General features: G+C 37.7%; 19 protein-coding genes. 9 read left to right on the top strand and 10 right to left on the bottom strand.

All coding sequences use genetic code 11. The annotated features are described in order from the left end of the window. Positions 1–60: 60 nt before the first annotated feature. The 9 genes from HBL79_RS03715 to HBL79_RS03755 all read right to left on the bottom strand — a co-directional run bounded on the left by HBL79_RS03715 (position 61) and on the right by HBL79_RS03755 (position 8,892). Positions 61–402, bottom strand: coding sequence for a type II toxin-antitoxin system HicB family antitoxin (locus HBL79_RS03715; protein ID WP_035687072.1), 342 nt, complete (start codon positions 400–402; stop codon positions 61–63). Continuing rightward, complete coding sequence (locus tag HBL79_RS03720; protein ID WP_035687070.1) at positions 399–647, bottom strand: type II toxin-antitoxin system HicA family toxin; 249 nt, start codon at positions 645–647, stop codon at positions 399–401. Before HBL79_RS03720 ends, HBL79_RS03715 begins: the two co-directional genes overlap by 4 nt. A 59-nt stretch (positions 648–706) precedes the next feature. Continuing rightward, the gene (locus HBL79_RS03725) at positions 707–2,158 is read right to left on the bottom strand and encodes a glycoside hydrolase family 32 protein (protein WP_046097372.1); all 1,452 of its coding nucleotides are present in this window, start codon (positions 2,156–2,158) and stop codon (positions 707–709) included. Between the two features lie 18 nt (positions 2,159–2,176). Beyond that, positions 2,177–3,106 carry an aminoimidazole riboside kinase gene (locus HBL79_RS03730; RefSeq protein WP_035688523.1) on the bottom strand — a complete coding sequence of 310 codons (930 nt, stop codon included), beginning with the start codon at positions 3,104–3,106 and terminating at the stop codon, positions 2,177–2,179. Positions 3,107–3,415: 309 nt separating this feature from the next. Further along, on the bottom strand, positions 3,416–4,615 hold the full coding sequence (tyrS, locus tag HBL79_RS03735) for a tyrosine--tRNA ligase (RefSeq protein ID WP_035688521.1): 1,200 nt from the start codon (positions 4,613–4,615) through the stop codon (positions 3,416–3,418). 174 nt (positions 4,616–4,789) lie between these two features. Next, positions 4,790–5,941, bottom strand: a complete 1,152-nt coding sequence (gene neuC, locus HBL79_RS03740; RefSeq protein ID WP_017805872.1) for a UDP-N-acetylglucosamine 2-epimerase — start codon at positions 5,939–5,941, stop codon at positions 4,790–4,792. Further along, complete coding sequence (locus HBL79_RS03745) at positions 5,938–7,212, bottom strand: cytidylyltransferase domain-containing protein (protein ID WP_046097373.1); 1,275 nt, start codon at positions 7,210–7,212, stop codon at positions 5,938–5,940. Before HBL79_RS03745 ends, neuC begins: the two co-directional genes overlap by 4 nt. A 13-nt stretch (positions 7,213–7,225) precedes the next feature. After that, complete coding sequence (gene neuB, locus HBL79_RS03750; RefSeq protein ID WP_035688517.1) at positions 7,226–8,263, bottom strand: N-acetylneuraminate synthase; 1,038 nt, start codon at positions 8,261–8,263, stop codon at positions 7,226–7,228. Beyond that, positions 8,260–8,892, bottom strand: coding sequence for an acetyltransferase (locus HBL79_RS03755; RefSeq protein WP_017805869.1), 633 nt, complete (start codon positions 8,890–8,892; stop codon positions 8,260–8,262). Before HBL79_RS03755 ends, neuB begins: the two co-directional genes overlap by 4 nt. Positions 8,893–9,185: 293 nt before the next feature. On the opposite strand from HBL79_RS03755, the gene HBL79_RS03760 reads away from it, so the two are divergent. From HBL79_RS03760 to HBL79_RS03765, 3 genes are all read left to right on the top strand, one after another. Beyond that, a complete protein-coding gene (locus tag HBL79_RS03760) occupies positions 9,186–10,286 on the top strand; it encodes a sulfatase-like hydrolase/transferase (RefSeq protein ID WP_208743565.1) in 1,101 nt (366 codons plus the stop codon). Further along, entirely contained in the window at positions 10,262–10,813 is a 552-nt protein-coding gene (locus tag HBL79_RS12355; RefSeq protein ID WP_208743566.1) for a sulfatase/phosphatase domain-containing protein, read from the top strand. The genes HBL79_RS03760 and HBL79_RS12355 overlap by 25 nt, the downstream gene beginning before the upstream one ends. Positions 10,814–11,097: 284 nt before the next feature. Next, positions 11,098–11,796, top strand: a complete 699-nt coding sequence (locus HBL79_RS03765) for a GNAT family N-acetyltransferase (RefSeq protein ID WP_035688513.1) — start codon at positions 11,098–11,100, stop codon at positions 11,794–11,796. A 183-nt stretch (positions 11,797–11,979) separates the two neighbouring features. Here HBL79_RS03765 and sfsA read toward each other — a convergent pair whose 3' ends face one another. Next, entirely contained in the window at positions 11,980–12,696 is a 717-nt protein-coding gene (gene sfsA, locus HBL79_RS03770) for a DNA/RNA nuclease SfsA (RefSeq protein WP_035688511.1), read from the bottom strand. A gap of 289 nt (positions 12,697–12,985) precedes the next feature. Here sfsA and pntA point away from each other — a divergent pair, with 289 nt between their 5' ends. The 6 genes from pntA (at position 12,986) to HBL79_RS03800 (ending at position 19,312) form a co-directional block, all read left to right on the top strand. After that, positions 12,986–14,515: a Re/Si-specific NAD(P)(+) transhydrogenase subunit alpha gene (pntA, locus tag HBL79_RS03775; RefSeq protein ID WP_035688509.1), complete on the top strand. Its 1,530-nt coding sequence runs from the start codon at positions 12,986–12,988 to the stop codon at positions 14,513–14,515. 12 nt (positions 14,516–14,527) lie between these two features. Beyond that, a complete protein-coding gene (pntB, locus tag HBL79_RS03780; protein WP_035688506.1) occupies positions 14,528–15,979 on the top strand; it encodes a Re/Si-specific NAD(P)(+) transhydrogenase subunit beta in 1,452 nt (483 codons plus the stop codon). A 129-nt stretch (positions 15,980–16,108) separates the two neighbouring features. Beyond that, the gene (locus HBL79_RS03785) at positions 16,109–16,696 is read left to right on the top strand and encodes a DNA glycosylase (RefSeq protein ID WP_035688504.1); all 588 of its coding nucleotides are present in this window, start codon (positions 16,109–16,111) and stop codon (positions 16,694–16,696) included. A 47-nt stretch (positions 16,697–16,743) separates the two neighbouring features. Further along, positions 16,744–17,433, top strand: a complete 690-nt coding sequence (locus HBL79_RS03790; RefSeq protein ID WP_052716795.1) for an acyltransferase family protein — start codon at positions 16,744–16,746, stop codon at positions 17,431–17,433. 107 nt (positions 17,434–17,540) lie between these two features. Further along, positions 17,541–18,638 carry an acyltransferase family protein gene (locus HBL79_RS03795; RefSeq protein WP_051128118.1) on the top strand — a complete coding sequence of 366 codons (1,098 nt, stop codon included), beginning with the start codon at positions 17,541–17,543 and terminating at the stop codon, positions 18,636–18,638. Positions 18,639–18,805: 167 nt separating this feature from the next. Continuing rightward, entirely contained in the window at positions 18,806–19,312 is a 507-nt protein-coding gene (locus tag HBL79_RS03800; protein WP_035688502.1) for a YgiW/YdeI family stress tolerance OB fold protein, read from the top strand. The last annotated feature ends 104 nt before the right edge of the window (positions 19,313–19,416 follow it).

Below are 19,416 nucleotides of genomic sequence, written 5' to 3' on the forward strand. Positions count from 1 at the left end.
TAGTGCGGAATTGTACCGCACTTTTATTGTATTTTGTAGGGGAAATGATACGAGATTGTATTAATTTGTAATGCCAGCACGTTCTACTTTTTCTTTAATTGCTTCAGCAACAAAGGCATTCAAGCTAAGATCACCTGCAGCTAACACGGCATTACGGTGAAGTTCTTCGCTAATTCTCACATTAAATACGCCTTTGAAAGGTTTGTCAGGCGTTCGCCCAAGTTCTTGGCAATCTTGCAAATACAGATCCACAGAAGTTTGAAATTCTTTCTCTAATTGTGGCAAAGTTTCCGCTTCGTAGGTGATAACATCGCGTATATAAGCCAATTTTCCAAATAGCACATTATTTTCTAAATCGGCTTCAATTGTGCCGACATAGCCTTTATATTTGAGTAAGGTCATAACAATCCCGCTCCTTTTAATCCCTCTTTAACCGATTTTAACGCACCACCTTTAATGTAATTTTCAGGGTGCGGTTTATGTAACAAGATTAAGTGATCAAGCTCTGCGTTGTAAAATCTAACACGAGAGCCAGCCATTTCACGTTTTTCATAGCCTAACCGAGCTAATAAGGTGAGTAAATCTGTCCAAATAAAGGTGTTTTTAGCGTTAGCTAATTTTTCTAATAATTTTTCAGATTTTCCCATCTATCCATCCTTTTGATACTAATTATAGTTACATAAATTTAAAAAAACAGATCTATTTGCTATTTTGTATAATCAACCTCAATTTTCTTTGGATACCCCACCTGTAGCGCCAGCGGTTTATCTGTACAAAGTTTATTTTCTCTTGCGCAGATGAAAAAGCGTGAAGTCATTGCTTTTTCGCCTTGATTGAGAAAAATTTCAGCTACAGAACGATCGAAGAAGATTTCCACTTGGCGTAAATCTTCAATGCGGCAATAACGCTGATCGCCAAAGGATTTCATTGAATCCGTTTGTTCCGTTTGACTACGATCTAAGCAGAGCAACTCGCCGTCATAACTTAGGGTTAAGTGCTGATTTTGTGCATTATTAAAGAATTTCAGGCTGAACGGCTGGGCGTTTGCATCAAATTTGAGATAAGCGCGATCTAAATCTGCAATCACAGCCTCTTTTTCAACCGTAATAGATTGAAGTGCGGTAAGATTTTTATAAATATTTTCAATCGGTTGCTGATAGATTTTGCCCTCTTGTAAGCGTAACTGACGTGGCATTGAAAGCATTGAATGCCATTTGTAGCAATCTGTTGGATAAGTTAAATCCGGCAGCCCCACCCAGCCTAACAGCATTGTTTGCGTGCCTGAAAAGGTTTGTGGGGCGTAGAAATCAAAGCCTTGATCCAGTTCGGCAATCTGTTCTGCGTGGAATTGGCGATCGGTAAGATTACCCAGTGCATAAACAGCGTGATAATTATTTTGATATTGCTCGCACTCACGTGCTTTGCCCTGTGGCGACCAAATAAAGAGCGATTTATCGCCCATTTGCGATAAATCAGGACATTCCCACATAAACACGCCTTGATTATCAAAGGCTGGTAAGGCAAGTTCGCCTAATAAACGAGGCGTGTCTGCCAAATCGTCCATTTCAAAAATTAACGCCGTGCCGCTGAGATCTTCCCTTTGTGCTCCGCAAATAAAGCGAATTTTTCCTTCTTGGGTTAAGAAAGGTTTGGGATCGCGAACGTGTTCGGTGTAGCCCGCGGGGGCTTGGTCAATGAGCGGTCGCTTACTGAGTAATTTTCCCTCTAAGCTAAACAGGGCGAGGTTTTGGTAGGGAACGCGTTGATTATCTGTTTTACGGCGAGTATTTCCCGTGTAGAAAACAGCAATTTGATCGCCAATTTTCACTGCACCGCCTGAATAACAGCCGTGGCTTTCATATAATTCACAAGGCACAAGCAAATCTGCTTGGCTAAATTGCTGGAAATCTTGCGTGATAAAATGTGCCCAATGTTTCATTCCGTGTAGGGCATCAAAAGGATACCATTGATAGAACAGATGATAGTTTTCGCCGTCAAAAATCAACCCGTTCGGATCGTTGAGCAAGCCCGTTGGCGGTGCTAGATGATAAACAGGGCGAAAATCCTGATCTTGTGCTACGATTTGGGCGATTTTTTCTAACTCTCCCTGCTCGGCGGCGTAAAGGCTTTTGTATTTCCCTTCATTGAAAATGATCATTGGCGTTCTCCTTATTCGCTATTCGCTTAAAAACGCTTGTAATTGTGCGTGGTTCGGTAAGGCAGACATCGCACCTTTTGCTGTGGTGGCTAACGCACCGCAGGCATTGGCTTGGCGTAGGATTTTCACGAGTGTTTCGCGATTGTTTTGCCAATCAGGATTTTGCGAAAGCCCCGCGAGCAAGCCACCCACAAAGGCATCACCCGCTCCCGTAGTGTCCACAGGCTGCAACGCTTTGCCCGCCACAATGTCTTTTTGCCCTTTGAAATGATACAACGCACCCGCTTTTCCAAGGGTAACGATAATCAATTTTTCAGGATAAAGTGCGGTGATTTTTGCGAACGCTTTTTCAAGACCGTCTGTTTCCGTTAGGAAAGTGAGTTCCTCTTCGGAGAATTTCAACACGTCCGCCAATGCTACCGCTTGCATTACCACCTCCCGCATTTCATCAAGGCTTTGCCACAGGCTTTCACGCAAATTCGGATCAAAAGACACATAGCCTTTCGCTTGGCGAATCGCTTTCATCGCGGTGAAAGTTGCGGTGCGAGATGGCTCGTTGATTAACGCAATGGAGCAACAGTGCAGCCATTGCCCTTGTGCAAAAGTGGGTAATTCAGAAACGTGCAAAAATTGATCCGCACTTGGGTTCACCATAAAAGTGAAACTGCGTTCCCCTTGATCTAAACCTACCACTACGGTGGAGGTGCGTTGTGCGGGATCTAAGGTCATAAAGGCAGTATCCACTTTTTCTTGTTGTAAGGTTTGACGCATAAATTCACCCAGCGGATCTTTCCCCACTTTGCCGATAAAACCGCTTTTACCGCCTAATCGAGCCACGCCCACTGCCACATTGGCAGGTGCACCGCCCGCACAGCGTAAATAATGTTGTTCGCCGTCAGGGATTAAATCCACCACGGCATCGCCTAATACCCAAATTTTTTCTGACATTGTTTTTCCTTATAAATTTGCTTGATTTTTTGACCGCACTTCTGCGGTGCGGATTTCATTTTACCATCCTTTGATTTCAAAATAAGACAAAACGTTGATTTGCAGGCAGTACAACGCGTTCGGCAAAGCGAGCTTTTAAAATCAAAGGATTAATCATCGCGTTACATCTTATTGACATTTTATTTTTCCTCGCTTTGGAGCAATACTCTGTCTTGTTTTGAACTATTTTTGCATTATTTTTCTGGCTAAATCCATTTAGCTTCTTGGCTAAAAAGAAGGCGTATTCTCATACGCCTATTTTTAAAAGAATTATTTCACCGTTACGCGAGCGAATTTGCGTTTGCCCACCTGATAAACGGCGGTGGAGGCGTAAATGATGGCTTTGGCATTTTCCACTTTTTCGCCGTCAATTTTTACCCCGCCTTGATTTACCATACGAATGGCTTCAGAAGTCGAGCTAACAAGCCCCGTTTCTTTTAACAAGTTGGCTAGCCCAATTTCGCCCTCAAAGGTAAATTCTGGCATTTCATCGGGGATCGCCCCTTTTTGGAAGCGGTTAATAAAGGCTTGCTCTGCAGCGTCTGCCTCGGCTTCAGAATGGAAGCGAGCAGTGATTTCTTTCGCTAATAACACCTTAATATCACGCGGGTTGCGTCCTTCTGCTACTTCTTGTTTGAACTGAGCAATTTCGCTGAGTGGACGGAAAGAAAGCAAGTCGTACCAATCCCACATTAACTCATCTGAAATCGACATAATTTTGCCGAACATTTCATTAGGTGCTTCCGTTACGCCGATGTAGTTGCCGAGGGATTTCGACATTTTTTTCTCACCGTCTAAGCCCACAAGCAGTGGTAAGGTGATGGCGACTTGCGGTTTTTGACCGTCTGATTTTTGCAGTTCACGCCCGATCAGCAAATTGAAGGTTTGGTCTGTGCCGCCTAATTCCACGTCCGCTTTCAAATGCACAGAATCGTAGCCTTGCAACAACGGATAAATAAATTCGTGAATGGCAATCGGCTGATTATTGGTGAAACGTTTTTTGAAATCATCACGTTCTAACATTCGTGCGACAGTATAATTTGATGCCAAGCGGATCATTCCCACCGTGCCTAATTCCCCAAGCCAATCGGAGTTAAACACGATTTCCGTTTTCTCAGGATCTAAAATTTTATAAATTTGCTCTTTATAGGTTTCCGCATTGCGTAACACATCTTCACGAGAAAGCGGTGGACGCGTCGCATTTTTCCCCGATGGATCGCCTACGGTTGCGGTGAAATCCCCGATCAAAAACATAACGTGATGACCAAAATTTTGGAATTGACGCAATTTATTTAGCACCACCGTATGCCCTAAATGAATGTCGGGTGCAGTTGGATCAGCCCCTAATTTAATGCGTAACGGACGGTTTTCTTTAAGTTTTTCGATTAAATCTTGTTCTGAAAAAAGTTGATCTGTGCCGCGTTTAAGCTCAGCAAGCTGTTCGGCAAGCAAAGGTGAAAGATCAGTCATTGAGGTATCCTATATGTGTAAATTATTTTCTTGAATTTCATTATTATAGATAGGAAAAAACAATATTCAAATGAAATCTATAATAGTCAATATTTTTACTCATTTATGTTAATTAAAATTAATTTATGCTAAATGTATTTCATTTTGTTGAATTGTAAGAAATTATAAACTGTTTTATAAATCCCAAAAGTCTTTAAGCTGTGTTTTAGTCGGTGATGCTATAAATTCTAGGATACTATCATAAGCAAGTTGTAGTGTATTTTGTTTTCTATATGGATTTTGGCTATTTTTTACTCTATCAAGAAATGCTTTTTCTTGTGAGGCGACGATACATTTAACAATTTGTTCGGAACAAACAGGACAATCTATGACCGTTTCCCCTCTTACTCTTCCTAATTGCCGGTTACCTAGATTAATTGTAGGGACTTTAAGTGATGGAATCTCAATGAGTCCAGAGGAGGAATTTCCGATTAAACCTTGAGAATATTTCACTAATGTTAAATACTCTTCACTAGTAAGTGAATTAAAGTATTTATAATTATACTGATTAATGTAATTGCTAATCTTTTTGTGAATAAGATCTGAACCTGTATCTGAGTTCGAGCCAATAAAGATAAAATCATATTTATTCTTTAGAGCGTTTATTGCTTTTAAAAGCTCATCAACTTGCATATTCAAATCATCTTGGAGCAGTGTTTCAGGATGAAATAAAACAACAAAATAGGGCTTTTTATATCCAATCTTATTATAAATATATTCTTTTGAATGAAGGGGAAGTAATATACTATTTTCAGCCCCTAAAGAACCAATATTTATTACGGAATCTGGTTTTTCACCAAGTTGAATTACTCTCTTTTTATATTCTTCAGTAGAAACTAGATGTAATTTAGCCATTTTAGTGATGCTATGCCTAATAAATTCGTCGTAATTTCCTAATGTTTTTTCTCCGCCGTGTAAATGAATGATAGGAATATTATGCATAGCAGCTGCGATAGCTACGGAAAGCATTTCATATCTATCGCCTAATATCATTATTGCATCATAGTAATTTTTTTGAAAAAAGTGACCAAATAACGAGAGACATTCAGCCATTGAATCAATAACTTTTTCATTATTTGAACTATCTAGTGTTAATGGTATTTTGTGAGAAACTTTAATTCCATCTTCAATAATATTATTTACTGTAAAGCCATACTGTTTATCTAAGTGCATCGCTGTAGCAATCACAGATAGATCAATATCATTACATTGTTGAAGTTTGATTAATAGTCTTTTGACGATTCCATATTCAGCTCTAGAACCTGTAATATAAGCAAGTTTTTTCATTGTTTTTTGTTATCTAACTTTTTTGTTAAAATAGAGTAGAGTTTTGTATATCCCTCAGCATTAAAATGAAGACCATCATCACTCAGTGATAAATCTAATTTTCCATATTTATCGCTATATTCATCATATAGATCAATCCATTCTATATCTTTTAAATTATTTTTAAGATAATGATTAAATTCTTTAATCTTATTATTATTTCTATCTAGGCGAAGTGCCGTAGGTGAGATCTCTAAAAAATAAACTACTGTATTTGGATTAAGGCTTTTTATACTATCTATTAATTTTTGAATAGCGAGTAAATTTTCTTCTTTATTCCAATTTTTGCTGATAATGTCATTCGTTCCCAGCATTATAATAGTTTTGTTACCAACGTTTTTTAATAATCCACTATCGAGAATTAAGGATTGATATTCTTGTGTAGCGATTCCTGATATAGCTAAGTTAGTAATTTTATATTTTCCTAGAGTTTGTATTGTCCATCTATCTAAAATAGAATGACCAATGAAAGTAATTTCTTGGATTTTACTGAATAAATGTTTTTTATATTCAATGCGTTGTTTAATTTGAGATAATAAAATTTCTCTTTTATTTCTTTGCTGAATAATTGAATAGAAGTACTCAAAGTCTAATTTATCATCAATGTCTATTGAGCTTTCTTTATCCATAAAATATGCTAGACATTTTTTTCCATAAAAATGTTTTTGGGCTAAATATGCTAAGGGCTTAGCTGAAAATATAGCTCCATTAGGGGAGTATTCTGGGCTATAATTTTGCCTTGCATAATTGGAGTAATCTAGTTTGAAATGTTTGAGCGTTTCATCTTGCTCAATAGGGCGAGTTAATGTCGTTGGTTTGTGAGCAGAGGAAACGGAAACAAGGAAATCAAATTTTCTAAAGTGAGATTCAAACCTTCGATTCGCATCAATAATGTGCTTTGCTGTCCTTAATGGTGATGTCGGTTGTAATAAAACAAAGTAATCAAATGTAATGTTTTTATATTTATGTAGGACGTCTTCTATTACAACATAAGAGCTTGCTGAATCTGTCGCTAAATCAGCATCTCTATGAATAAAATCAATAGGATAATGAGAGAGTAAGTCTATATATTCTTGAGAATCTGTTGTCACAATAATTTTATCAAATTCTTTAGATTCTAGAGCCGCTTCTATTGAAAATGCAATTAGTGGTTTTCCTGAAACTAATAGGACATTTTTATTAGGCAAGCCTTTGGAACCCGAACGTGCTGGAATAATGGCAATTTTTTTCATACTTATATATTCGTTAGTCTTGGTTAGGAAATCTACTATCTATGATTAATTCATCTTCATAAAAATCCATTTCTGCTTTTTTTCCTAATAACATATACCAATGCATAGGACTGATGCCATTACCGGGTCTTTTAGTTGTAATATTATCGATAGTAAATACCTCGCCTTTAGAAATTTTTTTCTTAGCAACGATAGAACGTCTTGCTACAATTTTATTTTTTCGTTCTGAAGGCGTGACAACCTTTTGAGATGTACCTAATGCTTTTTCTATAACTCTGATACCTTGACATAGTATTGCTAGTTCATTAGGAGTGATTGAAGCTTGATGATCAGGACCTTCGAAAGATTTGTCTAGTGTAAAATGTTTTTCAATAAATGAAATGCCATAAGGAATAGCAGCTATTCCAGCAAAATAACCTTCGGAGTGATCTGAGAAACCTATTGAATAATTTGGAAAGGCTTCTTTTAGAGCATTGATTGAATTTAGATTTACATCTTCAAAAGGTGTAGGATATTCGGTATTACAGTGCAAAATCGTAATATTTCTAGGGGAAACACCACATCTATTTAGTATATTTAAAGTAGCCTCAATCTCATCAATGGTACTCATACCAGTTGAAAGAATTATCTTTTTATCTTGTATTGGAAGTTGGGCTATTTTTTCCAAGTATGGCAAATTTGTTAATTCTCCAGAAGGTATTTTCCAAATTTTTTGGTTTTCTTTTGCTAAGAAATCTATAGATTCCATATCGAAAGGGGTTGAAAAAACCTCTAGACCTAATGATTTTGCATATTCAGATAACCATTTGTAATCTTCATAGGACAATTCTAATTTCTGGGTCATAGCAAGTTGTGAATCTTGTTCACCCGTTGTTTTTCTTTGATATTCTGCTTTAGGAGCAAATTTTGAAATTAATTGAGCTGCTTTAAATGTTTGAAATTTTACTGCGTCTACTCCGCAATCTTTAGCAACTTCAATCATTTTCTTTGCAAGCATTGGATCACCGTTATGATTACACCCTATCTCAGCAGTAATAAATACTTTTGTCATTTTATATTCCTTATATGTTTTGCAGGTACGCCGGCAACAATGGTATATGGCGTTACATTTTTCACGACAACAGCCCCTGAGCCAACAATCGAATGCGTACCCACTCTTAATTGTCCATTGATTACTGAGGAACTGCCAACAAAGCTGGCACTTTCAACAATAACATCTCCATTTAATGTCGCATTTGTAGATATATTGCAGTGATCTTCGACTATACAACCGTGTTCAACTAATGATTTGGTATTAATAATAACGTTATTGCCTATGCTGGTACCATTATTAATAATGGCATACTTACCCACAAACACGCCAATTCCCAGTGTCGAACCATCGGAAATAAGGGCTGTTTTGTCAATAACATTAATCAGTTTACAACCAAATTTCATTAGATTAATAAAATGCCTAACTCTATGAGTATTATCGCCGATACTAATGAAATATTCATAGTCTTGTCTATTGGGTAAAGTTTCAATATTGTTGGCGATAATTGGATAGCCTAAATGGTGGTTTCCTATATTTTGAAAGTTGTCAATGAATCCGATTAATTCAAATTTATCTTTGTCTAAGGAGTCAAGGACAGATTTTGCATAGCCACCAGCTCCAATAAAGAGAACTTTTTTTCGTATCATTTACTTTTGGTATATTTACTATGGGAATTTGACCATAGTTTATACCTTAAAAATTGAAAGAATACAACCTCACCTCTTTTTTGTATTATTTATAAGCTATTCTTAGTTAAGAGTCTTTCTGATTAAATTAATTAATTTGCTTGTCGGATAGTATTTTGAAATTTTATTTGTTGAAACGTTTTTTCAAAAAAAATAATCATATATTTTATATTATGTGAGCTATTTCACAGTTTTAAAATGAAAAGTGTCATATCATTCTCTACAGGGTTTCATTTAAATATCTTGGAGTAACGATGAGTATTACACGTAGAAAATTTATTCGTAATGTCGCATTAGGTTCTGCTGGTATGGTGGTAATGCCAGAAACTATGGCTAAGGATACCTGTAGTAATGAAGGCGAAAAATTATTAAATGCTAAAAATATTGTCATTATTACCGCTGATCAGCTAGCTAAGCGTGCGGTTGGGGGATATGGAAATAAGGTCGTAAAAACGCCGAATATTGATGCGTTAATGGCTCAAGGTGTCAGTTTTGAGAATGCTTATTGTAGTTATCCGCTATGTGCGCCTTCGCGATCGAGCTTTTGGACAGGATGTTTACCTCATCATACGGGAGTTGTTGCCAATGATAATGCGGATATTCCTGAAACATTGGCAACCGTGGGATCCATTTTTAGTGAGGCGGGCTATGAATGCTACCATTTTGGAAAACGCCATGATCACGGTGCGTTGAGAGGTTTTATTAGTGCGGAACAAATTGAAAAAGATTTTCCCGCTGAACCCGCTTTTCCTGTGAATTATGACACTAAAGAAGATGTATATTGCTTAGAGGAAAGCTTAAAATTTATCAATCGATTGAATCAACGAAAAGGGAAAAAACCATTTTTATTAGCGGTTGAATTCAATAATCCGCACAATATTAACGGCTGGGTAGGCAAATTTGCAGGAGAACACGGCGATATTGAAGGGATCGGCGAATTGCCTGAGCTTTTAGATAATTTTGATACAAAATCAGATTTAATTAATCGACCAAAAGCGGTTCAATATGCTTGCTGTACTCATACAAGAGTAAAACAGGCAGGCAAATGGAATGAAAAGAATTTTCAACAATATCTTAAAGCTTATTATTACTATACAGAACTTGCGGATAATTATATTGGGCAAGTCATTAATGCATTGAAAGAAAACGGGCTTTATGATGATACGCTCATTGTCTTTTTCTCTGATCACGGCGATGCAATGGGGGCTCATCGGCTTGTTACAAAAATGAATTGGTTTTATGAAGAAGCGATGAATGTACCTTTTACCTTCCTCGGGCCAGATATTCAAAAAATCAGCATAAAAAAGAGCTGGTATCCTTATGTGATTTATTGCCAACACTTTGTGATTATGTAGGGTTAACTGTTCCTAATCCGATTTATGGGCGTTCCTTGTTACCATTATTACAAAATAAACCGACCGAAGAGTGGCGAGAATATGTTGTTGCCCATTGGAATACGGATCGAAATCTTGATCTTCAACCAGCACGAATGTTAAGAACAAATGAGTTTAAATATGTGCTTTATAAAGAGGACGAGGAAGAAGAACTCTATGATATGGTTAATGATCGTGGTGAAACACGTAATTTAGCAAATGATCCAAATTACCGAGAGATTAAGCGGGAATTACGTGCGAAATTAGACAAACATATCCAAAATAATTCTGATCCTTTTTATTCTCAAGATGTGTTAATTGATCCTCAACGTTGGCGTAGCCATCCATTGGGGTACGAACATCATACAGGGGAAACAAGTACCGAAATTTATTTACGGGAAATTCGCCCATTACTAACGAAGAAAGATTGGGAGAAAGCACATAAGGTAACGCTTGAATTACAGAAACAATTACGTTTGAGTAAAAGTGTGCTTGTTGTGGATAAGTAATATCACAATGCTGTATAGCTAAGTGTTATTTTGACATTCCACAGTTATCCAAAAAAGGCTAAAAAAACACCGCACTTTTTAAAAGTGCGGTATTAATTGAAAGATGTTTTAACTGGCTTAATTGAAAGTTTTCAGGCTATCGACAGTATTATCACAACCAGAGGTCGTGCAATAAAACAAGTCATTATGCAGTACGACAGCTGTATTGAAATTAGCATTTAAAGCTTTAACATCAAGTATATCAATTATTACAGGTGTTACGCCTATTTTTATGAGGGAGTACAATGCCAATTAACCATCTCGGTCAGCCTATCGGTGAACTTATTGCAGATTTTACAGTGGGAGAGTTGCCGAATATTCAGGTGTTAGAGGGGCAATATTGTCGTTTGGAACGGCTTTGTGTATCTCGTCATTTTAGCGATATTTATGATTTTTTTGGGCCAAATAGCCCTGAAAGCCAATGGACTTATTTGTCTATTGATGCACAACCTAACGAACAAGCCGCACGACGGCTTTTGCAAGCCTGTATGCAGTTTTCAGAGGCTTATTATTTAGTTATTATTGATAAAGCTATAGAAAAAGTTGTTGGATTTTTGTCTCTATCTCCTGTGAACCGAGAAAACCGTACTATTAGAATAGGGATCATTTATTCTGAAAGCCTTAAAAGAAATTCCCGTGTTGCAACAACCGAAGCCCATTTTTTAGTGATGCAATATGTTTTTGAAACTTTGCATTATCGCCGCTATGAATGGCGATGCGATAGCTTAAATCAGCCATCTATTAATGCAGCAAAGCGGCTTGGATTTCAGTTTGAAGGTATTTTGAGGCGAGCAGCTATTAATAAAGGTCGTAACGAGGATACGGCGTCTTTTTCAATGTTGGAAGAAGAATGGCGAGCAATGAAACCTAAATTTAAGCGTTGGCTTTCACCTGATAATTTTGATGCAACAGGTCGTCAGTTGCGTTCGTTACAAGATTGTTAAAATTTCTACCAAAATCTGACCGCACTTATTAGTTTAGTTTTACGCATAAAAAAAGTGCCTCTTTCTGTGGGGGGAGAGGCACTAAAGTGTTGGAGTGATTATCTATTATTGTTTGAATGGTTAGATGATAATAGTTCTCAAATACAAAGTCAACAGATAAATGAAAATAATTCTCAATATTTTTTATTCGATGTAAGGCACGCAATGGGTCAAAGAAAGTGCGGTAGGAATTTGACCCGAAAATTCAAATTCGCCTGCATAGGCATACACCTCAACCCCTTCTTTGATCGCTTGGCTGAGCAATTTGGCGTATTCAGGATCGATGTATTCTGCCACTTTGAAATGATCAAAACCGTTGTGCAATCCTGCGAAAAAAATCACCGCTCTATGTCCGAGCTTTTTCATCGCCATTAATTCACGCAAATGTTTTTGCCCTCGTGTGGTTACGGCATCGGGGAACATTCCAAGATCGCCTTTTACCAGCGTTACTGATTTCACTTCCACATAACAATCGGGTAACCCTTCGCCCTTGAGCAGAAAATCAATGCGACTGTTTTCTTCGCCATATTTCATTTCAGGCAAAATTTCTTTGTATGCGGCTAATTCTTTGATTTGCTTATTTTGCAAGGCTTCAAGGGTGAGCTGATTGGAACGGTGCGTGTTAATGCACACCATTTGCCCATTTTTGAGCTGGGTGAGTTCCCACGAATGGGGGTATTTGCGGGTTTTGCTATCGGAGGTGGAATACCAAATGGTATCGCCTTTCTCGCCACAGCCCGTCATCGCCCCTGTGTTAGCACAGTGAATCGTCAGCACCTCGCCATTTGCCAGCTCTACATCAGCCAAAAAGCGTTTATAACGGCGAATGAATGTCGCGGATTGTAATGAAGGTAATTGCATTGTTGTTCCTAATTGATCTAAAAGCTTGAAGTGTACCATTTTGTGATTGGGGGAAAAAGTGCGGTGTGTTTTGGCGGCAGTTTTTCTTTGTGGTAGAGAAAGGCAATATTTTTTAGATAAATTTTAACATAGTCATTTATCGGTAAATTTTTTCGATGCAATATGTAAAATCTTTTTGTATGTTATCTAGAATAAGTGGTACAGTTAGGGCGGTTTTGACTATTGTCATTTATGGGCTGGAAAGCAAGGTTTTCCAGATTGTATCATCAACCAATTTGAAGGAAACATTATGTTAATTGGTGTACCTAGAGAACGGCTTGATAATGAAACTCGCGTGGCGGCAACGCCAAAAACGGTGCAGCAAATTTTGAAGCTTGGCTTTGAAATTATTGTTGAACACGATGCGGGCTTTAAAGCCAGTTTTGAAGATCAGGCATTCATTGAAGCGGGTGCGAAAGTTGGCACTGAGCAAGAAGTTTGGAATGCCGATGTGATTATGAAAGTGAATCCTCCGACTGATGAGGAAATTGCCTTAATTAAAGAGGGGGCAACTTTAATTAGCTTTATTTGGCCAGCCCAAAATGAAGCCCTGATGAAAAAATTATCGGCGAAGAAAATCAATGTCTTAGCAATGGACGCCGTGCCGCGTATTTCACGTGCGCAAGCGTTAGATGCCCTTTCGTCAATGGCGAATATTTCTGGTTATCGTGCTGTGGTGGAAGCGGCGAATGCCTTTGGTAGCTTCTTCACAGGGCAAATTACCGCAGCGGGTAAAGTGCCACCGGCGAAAGTGTTGGTGATTGGTGCAGGTGTAGCTGGTTTGGCTGCAATCGGTACAGCGAATAGCCTTGGGGCGATCGTGCGTGCCTTTGACTCTCGTCCAGAAGTGAAAGAGCAAGTGAAATCAATGGGGGCAGACTTCTTAGAAATTGATTTTGAAGAAGAAGGTGGCTCAGGTGATGGCTATGCGAAAGTGATGTCGGAAGAATTTAACCGCCGTGCAATGGAACTTTACGCTGCACAAGCGAAAGAAGTGGACATTATTATTACCACCGCTGCGATCCCAGGTAAACCTGCTCCGCGTTTGATCACCAAAGAAATGGTGGATTCAATGAAACCAGGTTCGGTGATTGTGGATTTAGCCGCATTAACAGGCGGTAACTGCGAATATACCAAACCGGGTGAAGTGTTCGTTACCGATAATCAGGTGAAAGTGATCGGTTATACCGATTTCCCAGTGCGCTTGCCAACGCAATCTTCCCAACTTTACGGCACTAACTTGGTGAACTTGCTCAAATTATTGTGCAAAGAGAAAGATGGCAACATCAACATTGATTTTGATGATGTGGTATTGCGTGGTGTAACGGTTATCCGTGATGGTGAAATCACTTGGCCTGCGCCACCAATTCAAGTTTCAGCCCAGCCACAGCAAAAAGTGGAAGTGGTTGTTGAGAAAAAAGAAGAAAAACCGCAAGACCCACGCGTGAAATACGGCATTATGGGCGCAATTGGCGTGTTGTTCCTATGGTTAGGTTCAGTGATGCCTGCGGCATTCTTATCACACTTTACCGTATTCGTGCTTGCTTGTGTGGTGGGGTACTATGTGGTTTGGAATGTGAGCCACGCCTTACATACGCCATTAATGGCGGTAACCAATGCCATTTCAGGCATCATCATTGTGGGCGCATTATTGCAAATTGCCCAAGGCAGTTTCTTTATTAGCCTGCTCGCGTTTATTGCAATTTTAGTGGCAAGTATCAATATTTTTGGTGGCTTTAAAGTTACCCAACGTATGCTTGCAATGTTTAGAAAAGGTTAAGGAGAAAAAGCAATGTCAGAAGGTCTAGTACAGGCTGCATATATTGTAGCGGCATTACTTTTCATTATGAGCTTAGCAGGGCTTTCTAAACACGAAACTGCTAAAGCAGGTTGTTGGTATGGCATTGTGGGTATGACCATAGCCCTTATCGCAACCATTTTTGGCCCACAAACTTCAGGGCAAATTTGGATCTTAATCGCAATGGCGATTGGCGCGGTGATTGGTATCCAGCGTGCATTAAAAGTAGAAATGACCGAAATGCCTGAGCTTGTAGCAATTCTACATAGCTTTGTTGGTCTTGCAGCGGTGTTGGTAGGCTTTAACAGCTTTGGTTTACACGTTACCCCTGAATTTGTTGCACCAGAAGGTACCGCATTTATCAGCGAAGCCGCATTAGAAAACGCGAAAGCCGCCTTTGATGCAGAACAAGCAACCCTTGCTACAATCCACAATGTGGAAGTGTTCTTAGGGATCTTTATTGGTGCGGTAACCTTCACGGGCTCTGTGGTAGCATTTGGTAAATTGCGTGGCATTATCAATTCTAAAGCGTTGATGTTACCGCATCGCCATAAATTAAATTTAGCGGCCTTAGTGGTGTCTGCCTTATTAATGATTGCCTTTTTAAGCTCACCAGAAAATATCTTCCCAGTGCTATTAATGACCATCATTGCCCTTGCCTTTGGTTGGCATTTAGTGGCATCAATTGGTGGTGCGGATATGCCAGTGGTGGTGTCAATGCTGAACTCATATTCAGGTTGGGCAGCTGCGGCAGCAGGCTTTATGCTTAATAACGATCTCTTGATCGTAACGGGTGCATTAGTAGGTTCATCAGGTGCGATTCTTTCTTACATTATGTGTAAAGCGATGAACCGTTCATTTATCAGCGTTATCGCTGGTGGCTTTGGTAATGATGTGGTTGCAAGTAGTGATGAAGAACAAGGCGAACACCGCGAAACAACCGCAGAAGAAGTAGCGGAAATGCTGAAAAATGCAAGCTCAGTGATCATCACCCCGGGATACGGAATGGCAGTGGCTCAAGCACAATATCCAGTGGCTGAAATCACACAAAAATTGCGTGATCGTGGCGTGAATGTGCGTTTTGGTATCCACCCAGTAGCAGGGCGTTTGCCAGGGCATATGAACGTGTTACTCGCTGAAGCCAAAGTGCCTTATGACGTAGTATTAGAAATGGACGAAATCAACGATGATTTCGCGGATACTGATGTGGTATTGGTTATCGGTGCAAATGATACCGTAAACCCAGCGGCAATGGACGATCCAAACAGCCCAATCGCAGGAATGCCAGTGCTAGAAGTGTGGAAAGCCGCTAATGTGGTGGTCTTCAAACGCTCAATGGCAGTGGGCTACGCAGGCGTACAAAATCCATTATTCTTCAAAGAAAACACCCAAATGCTCTTTGGTGATGCGAAAGAACGTGTGGATGATATTTTAAAAGCCCTTTAAATTAAGTTTTACTTTCTTTTCGCAAAAAATATGTTAAAAATAGACCGCACTTTAAATGGAAGTGCGGTTTTTTTATGAAATGGTCATTATGGAGTATATTTGTATAAATTTGAAAAATAAGGAAAAGCAATGAGCCAACAAATTGAAATGCACCCGTTCCCCGCTATTTTGCCACCGCACGCCACAGTAATGATGATGGGAAGTTTTCCGCCAAAAGAAGAAAAGCGTTGTATGGCATTTCATTATCCTAATTTTCAAAATGATATGTGGCGGGTCTATGGTGCGGTATTTTTCGGGCGTGCGGACTATTTTCAAGTGCCAAATGAAAAACGGTTTGATGCTGAACGGATCAAACAATTTCTTTGGGAGCGAGGTATCGCTCTTTGCCCAACCGTGCGTAAAGCGATTCGCTTGCAAGACAACGCTTCTGATAAATTCTTAAAAGTGGTGGAAACTGTGAATTTATCGGAAGTGTTACCCCAAGTACCGCATTGCCATTGGATTTTTACCACCGGCGGAAAAGCCACAGAAATTTTGCTTTCTTTGTTACCTGAAAAGGTTAAAGAGCCGAAAACCAACAGCTTTATTCCTTATCCCTACCCCAATTTTACGTTAAATTTATATCGTTTACCCTCTACCTCAAGGGCTTATCCTTTGGCTTTTGAGAAAAAGGTAGCGGCGTATTGTGCTTTTTTCAAGAAAGCGAATATAATTTAATATACTGAGATTTTTATCGTTAAATTTTATATGAGGTTGTATCATTTATGTCAAAGATTAAATATCGACCAGAGATAGATGGTTTACGGGCGATTGCTGTTATTTCTGTGATCCTTTTCCATTTTAATCATCACTGGTTGCCAGGTGGCTTTTTAGGTGTTGATGTTTTTTTTGTTATTTCAGGATATTTAATTACCAAGATTATTGTTATTGATATAGAGAATAATCAGTTCTCTTATAAGGATTTTTATAACCGTCGAATAAAAAGAATTTTTCCTATTTTTATTTCGGTTATGTTTTTTTCTTCGTTGATTGGAACATTGATTTTTACATATCAAGATTTTAATACTCTAAGAAAAGGTATCGAATTTTCCACTTTTTTCTCGGCCAATATATTTTTTGCTAAAAAGCAAGGATATTTTGATCTAGATGCGAATAGTAATCCTATTTTACATATTTGGTCATTATCTGTAGAAGAGCAATATTATCTTATATTTCCTCTTTTTCTTATTTTTGGATACAAACTTTTTAGAAATAAAAAGATATTTTTTTATTTAACTTTTGTTTTATTTCTATTAAGTTTAGGATTAACTTTTATACCAGATAGCTATTATACAAAATACATTAATATTTATTATTTATCACAGTTACGGTTTTTTGAGTTATTAATTGGTTCAGGGCTGTCTTTCTTACCCCCCCCCCCTATACAATTTTATTTAAAAAGTCAAATGAACTAAATCAAAGTTACTCAAGATGGAGCGATTTTTTATCTTTAACCTTTCTTGTTATTCTTATTAGCTGTTTCTTTCTATATTCGGATAATATGCCGTATATACCAGGTGTTATGCTTTTATTACCTTGCTTAAGTACTGCGGGTATTATTTACTTTTCTGTATCAAGTTCTTTTGTTAAGAGAGTTTTAAGTAATGCGTTTATTGTAAAAATTGGTTTATTATCATATTCTTTATATCTATGGCATTGGGTAATAATTACGCCTTTTCACTATATTTTAGGTGATAAAGCACAACATATTTTTATGATTATTATCCAAATGACTTTAATTCTTTTATTGTCTATTTTAGGATATCTTTTTATCGAAAAGCCTATCAGATATTCTCAAATAAGTTTTAAAAAATCATTTTTATTCATTTACCTTATACCATCTTTGGTGCTAATTGCTTCAAACTATTGTATTAGAAATAGTCTGAGAAATTGGGAAAAAACATTTAATGCTGATATTATTCAGCAGTCTAATAAAAAGCTGGAAAGTAAAATTATTGTTATTGGAGACTCGCATTCTTGGCACTTAAAAGATTTTTTAAATTATATAGGTGATAAAGAGTATTGGCGTGCTTCAATTTTTAAATATATTGAAAAGAAAAATCCATCTTGCGAAATTACTTTTGAAGTTGATGAACAAGGTCATAATTGTGTATATGAGGAAGTGAAAGATTATCCAATAGTTTTTATTAGCTTTTTCTATGATCTGTATTCAGGAGATTATCCTGTCCCTCGTTCAAATCCAAAAGATTTTATAGTAAAAGATTTTTATACCAAATTTGAACGTTTTATTAGAGATTTGTCGAAAGATAAGCAAGTTTATATTTTTAGTAATATTCCAGCATTGAGCTATTCGCCATTAAGATATTTTAGAGTTAAATATTTAGGATTAAGTAATTATTTACCTCCAATTATTCATATGGGAAATATTCAAGAAAGTAATCAAAAAATATTTTCTATTATTAAGGATATTCCTAATGTGCATTGGGTAGATATTGTTCCTTATTTACCACAATATTATTATACAGAAGATAAAGTAGTTTATGCTGATCAAGATCATTTAACTGGTTTTGGTTCTTATCAAATTGGTGTTAATTTTCATCAACATCAGCAATTATTACCTTCTAAATTGGTGGATAGTCTTTATAAAAGCAAGAATTAAAGTAACGATAACCTACAGGCTATTGGTAGATCATTTATCATAAAAATCCTCATAAAATATAAGAGGGAGATGAGTAATCTTCTCCCTCTTAAGATTCTCTTAATATTTCTTTGTTTTAATGCTTCCAACAAGACACTCGTCTTGTCTTTTATTAAGGAGTATAAACAATGAAAAAATTTAGTTTAGCAACAATTTTACTATTATCAATGGTGAGTTTTGCGGTAAATGCGGAAAATTCGGTGGCACAGACAACAGAAAATTCCCCAACGATACAAAAAGGGGAAAAGCACCAAGGGAAGCATCATCATAAAAAATCACGCGGCGAGAGAATGCGTGGTGGGTTTGTTGATCCGAGCAATCCGCAAACGCAGAAAAAGGCAATTCCCTCTTTTGATGCCAATCAACCCGCTAATTTGATTTCGCAAAAAGGGGAGTGGAAAGACGATCAGCAAGTGGTATTACAAGGGAAAATTGTGAAACAGTTGAGCAAAAACGATTTTCTTTTCCGTGATAACAGTGGTGAAACGGAAATTGAAGTGAAACATCGTCGTGCGTGGAAAGGGCAAACCATCACGCCAAATGATGAAGTGAAAATTTTTGCTGAAGTAGATAAATCGGACAATAAGCTGGAGCTAGAAGTACATCATATTGTGAAAATTCAGGGTGAGAATTAATCTCATTTTACAAATTCGTTTTTTCAGTTAAACTCAATGAGGCATTTCCCTCATTGGGTTTATGTAGTGGGTGAGGCGAAATGGCAACATTCTTTTCATTTATA

Source organism: Avibacterium paragallinarum (assembly GCF_011765605.1).
GTDB lineage: Bacteria > Pseudomonadota > Gammaproteobacteria > Enterobacterales > Pasteurellaceae > Avibacterium > Avibacterium paragallinarum.

What these genes read in the sequence shown, in the direction of transcription:
- HBL79_RS03715 (WP_035687072.1), bottom strand. Translation starts at nt 402, where the DNA reads ATGACCTTACTCAAATATAAAGGCTATGTCGGCACAATTGAAGCCGAT.
- HBL79_RS03720 (WP_035687070.1), bottom strand. Translation starts at nt 647, where the DNA reads ATGGGAAAATCTGAAAAATTATTAGAAAAATTAGCTAACGCTAAAAAC.
- HBL79_RS03725 (WP_046097372.1), bottom strand. Translation starts at nt 2,158, where the DNA reads ATGATCATTTTCAATGAAGGGAAATACAAAAGCCTTTACGCCGCCGAG.
- HBL79_RS03730 (WP_035688523.1), bottom strand. Translation starts at nt 3,106, where the DNA reads ATGTCAGAAAAAATTTGGGTATTAGGCGATGCCGTGGTGGATTTAATC.
- tyrS (WP_035688521.1), bottom strand. Translation starts at nt 4,615, where the DNA reads ATGACTGATCTTTCACCTTTGCTTGCCGAACAGCTTGCTGAGCTTAAA.
- neuC (WP_017805872.1), bottom strand. Translation starts at nt 5,941, where the DNA reads ATGAAAAAACTTGCTTATATTACAGGTTCTAGAGCTGAATATGGAATC.
- HBL79_RS03745 (WP_046097373.1), bottom strand. Translation starts at nt 7,212, where the DNA reads ATGAAAAAAATTGCCATTATTCCAGCACGTTCGGGTTCCAAAGGCTTG.
- neuB (WP_035688517.1), bottom strand. Translation starts at nt 8,263, where the DNA reads ATGACAAAAGTATTTATTACTGCTGAGATAGGGTGTAATCATAACGGT.
- HBL79_RS03755 (WP_017805869.1), bottom strand. Translation starts at nt 8,892, where the DNA reads ATGATACGAAAAAAAGTTCTCTTTATTGGAGCTGGTGGCTATGCAAAA.
- HBL79_RS03760 (WP_208743565.1), top strand. Translation starts at nt 9,186, where the DNA reads ATGAGTATTACACGTAGAAAATTTATTCGTAATGTCGCATTAGGTTCT.
- HBL79_RS03765 (WP_035688513.1), top strand. Translation starts at nt 11,098, where the DNA reads ATGCCAATTAACCATCTCGGTCAGCCTATCGGTGAACTTATTGCAGAT.
- sfsA (WP_035688511.1), bottom strand. Translation starts at nt 12,696, where the DNA reads ATGCAATTACCTTCATTACAATCCGCGACATTCATTCGCCGTTATAAA.
- pntA (WP_035688509.1), top strand. Translation starts at nt 12,986, where the DNA reads ATGTTAATTGGTGTACCTAGAGAACGGCTTGATAATGAAACTCGCGTG.
- pntB (WP_035688506.1), top strand. Translation starts at nt 14,528, where the DNA reads ATGTCAGAAGGTCTAGTACAGGCTGCATATATTGTAGCGGCATTACTT.
- HBL79_RS03785 (WP_035688504.1), top strand. Translation starts at nt 16,109, where the DNA reads ATGAGCCAACAAATTGAAATGCACCCGTTCCCCGCTATTTTGCCACCG.
- HBL79_RS03790 (WP_052716795.1), top strand. Translation starts at nt 16,744, where the DNA reads ATGTCAAAGATTAAATATCGACCAGAGATAGATGGTTTACGGGCGATT.
- HBL79_RS03795 (WP_051128118.1), top strand. Translation starts at nt 17,541, where the DNA reads ATGCTTTTATTACCTTGCTTAAGTACTGCGGGTATTATTTACTTTTCT.
- HBL79_RS03800 (WP_035688502.1), top strand. Translation starts at nt 18,806, where the DNA reads ATGAAAAAATTTAGTTTAGCAACAATTTTACTATTATCAATGGTGAGT.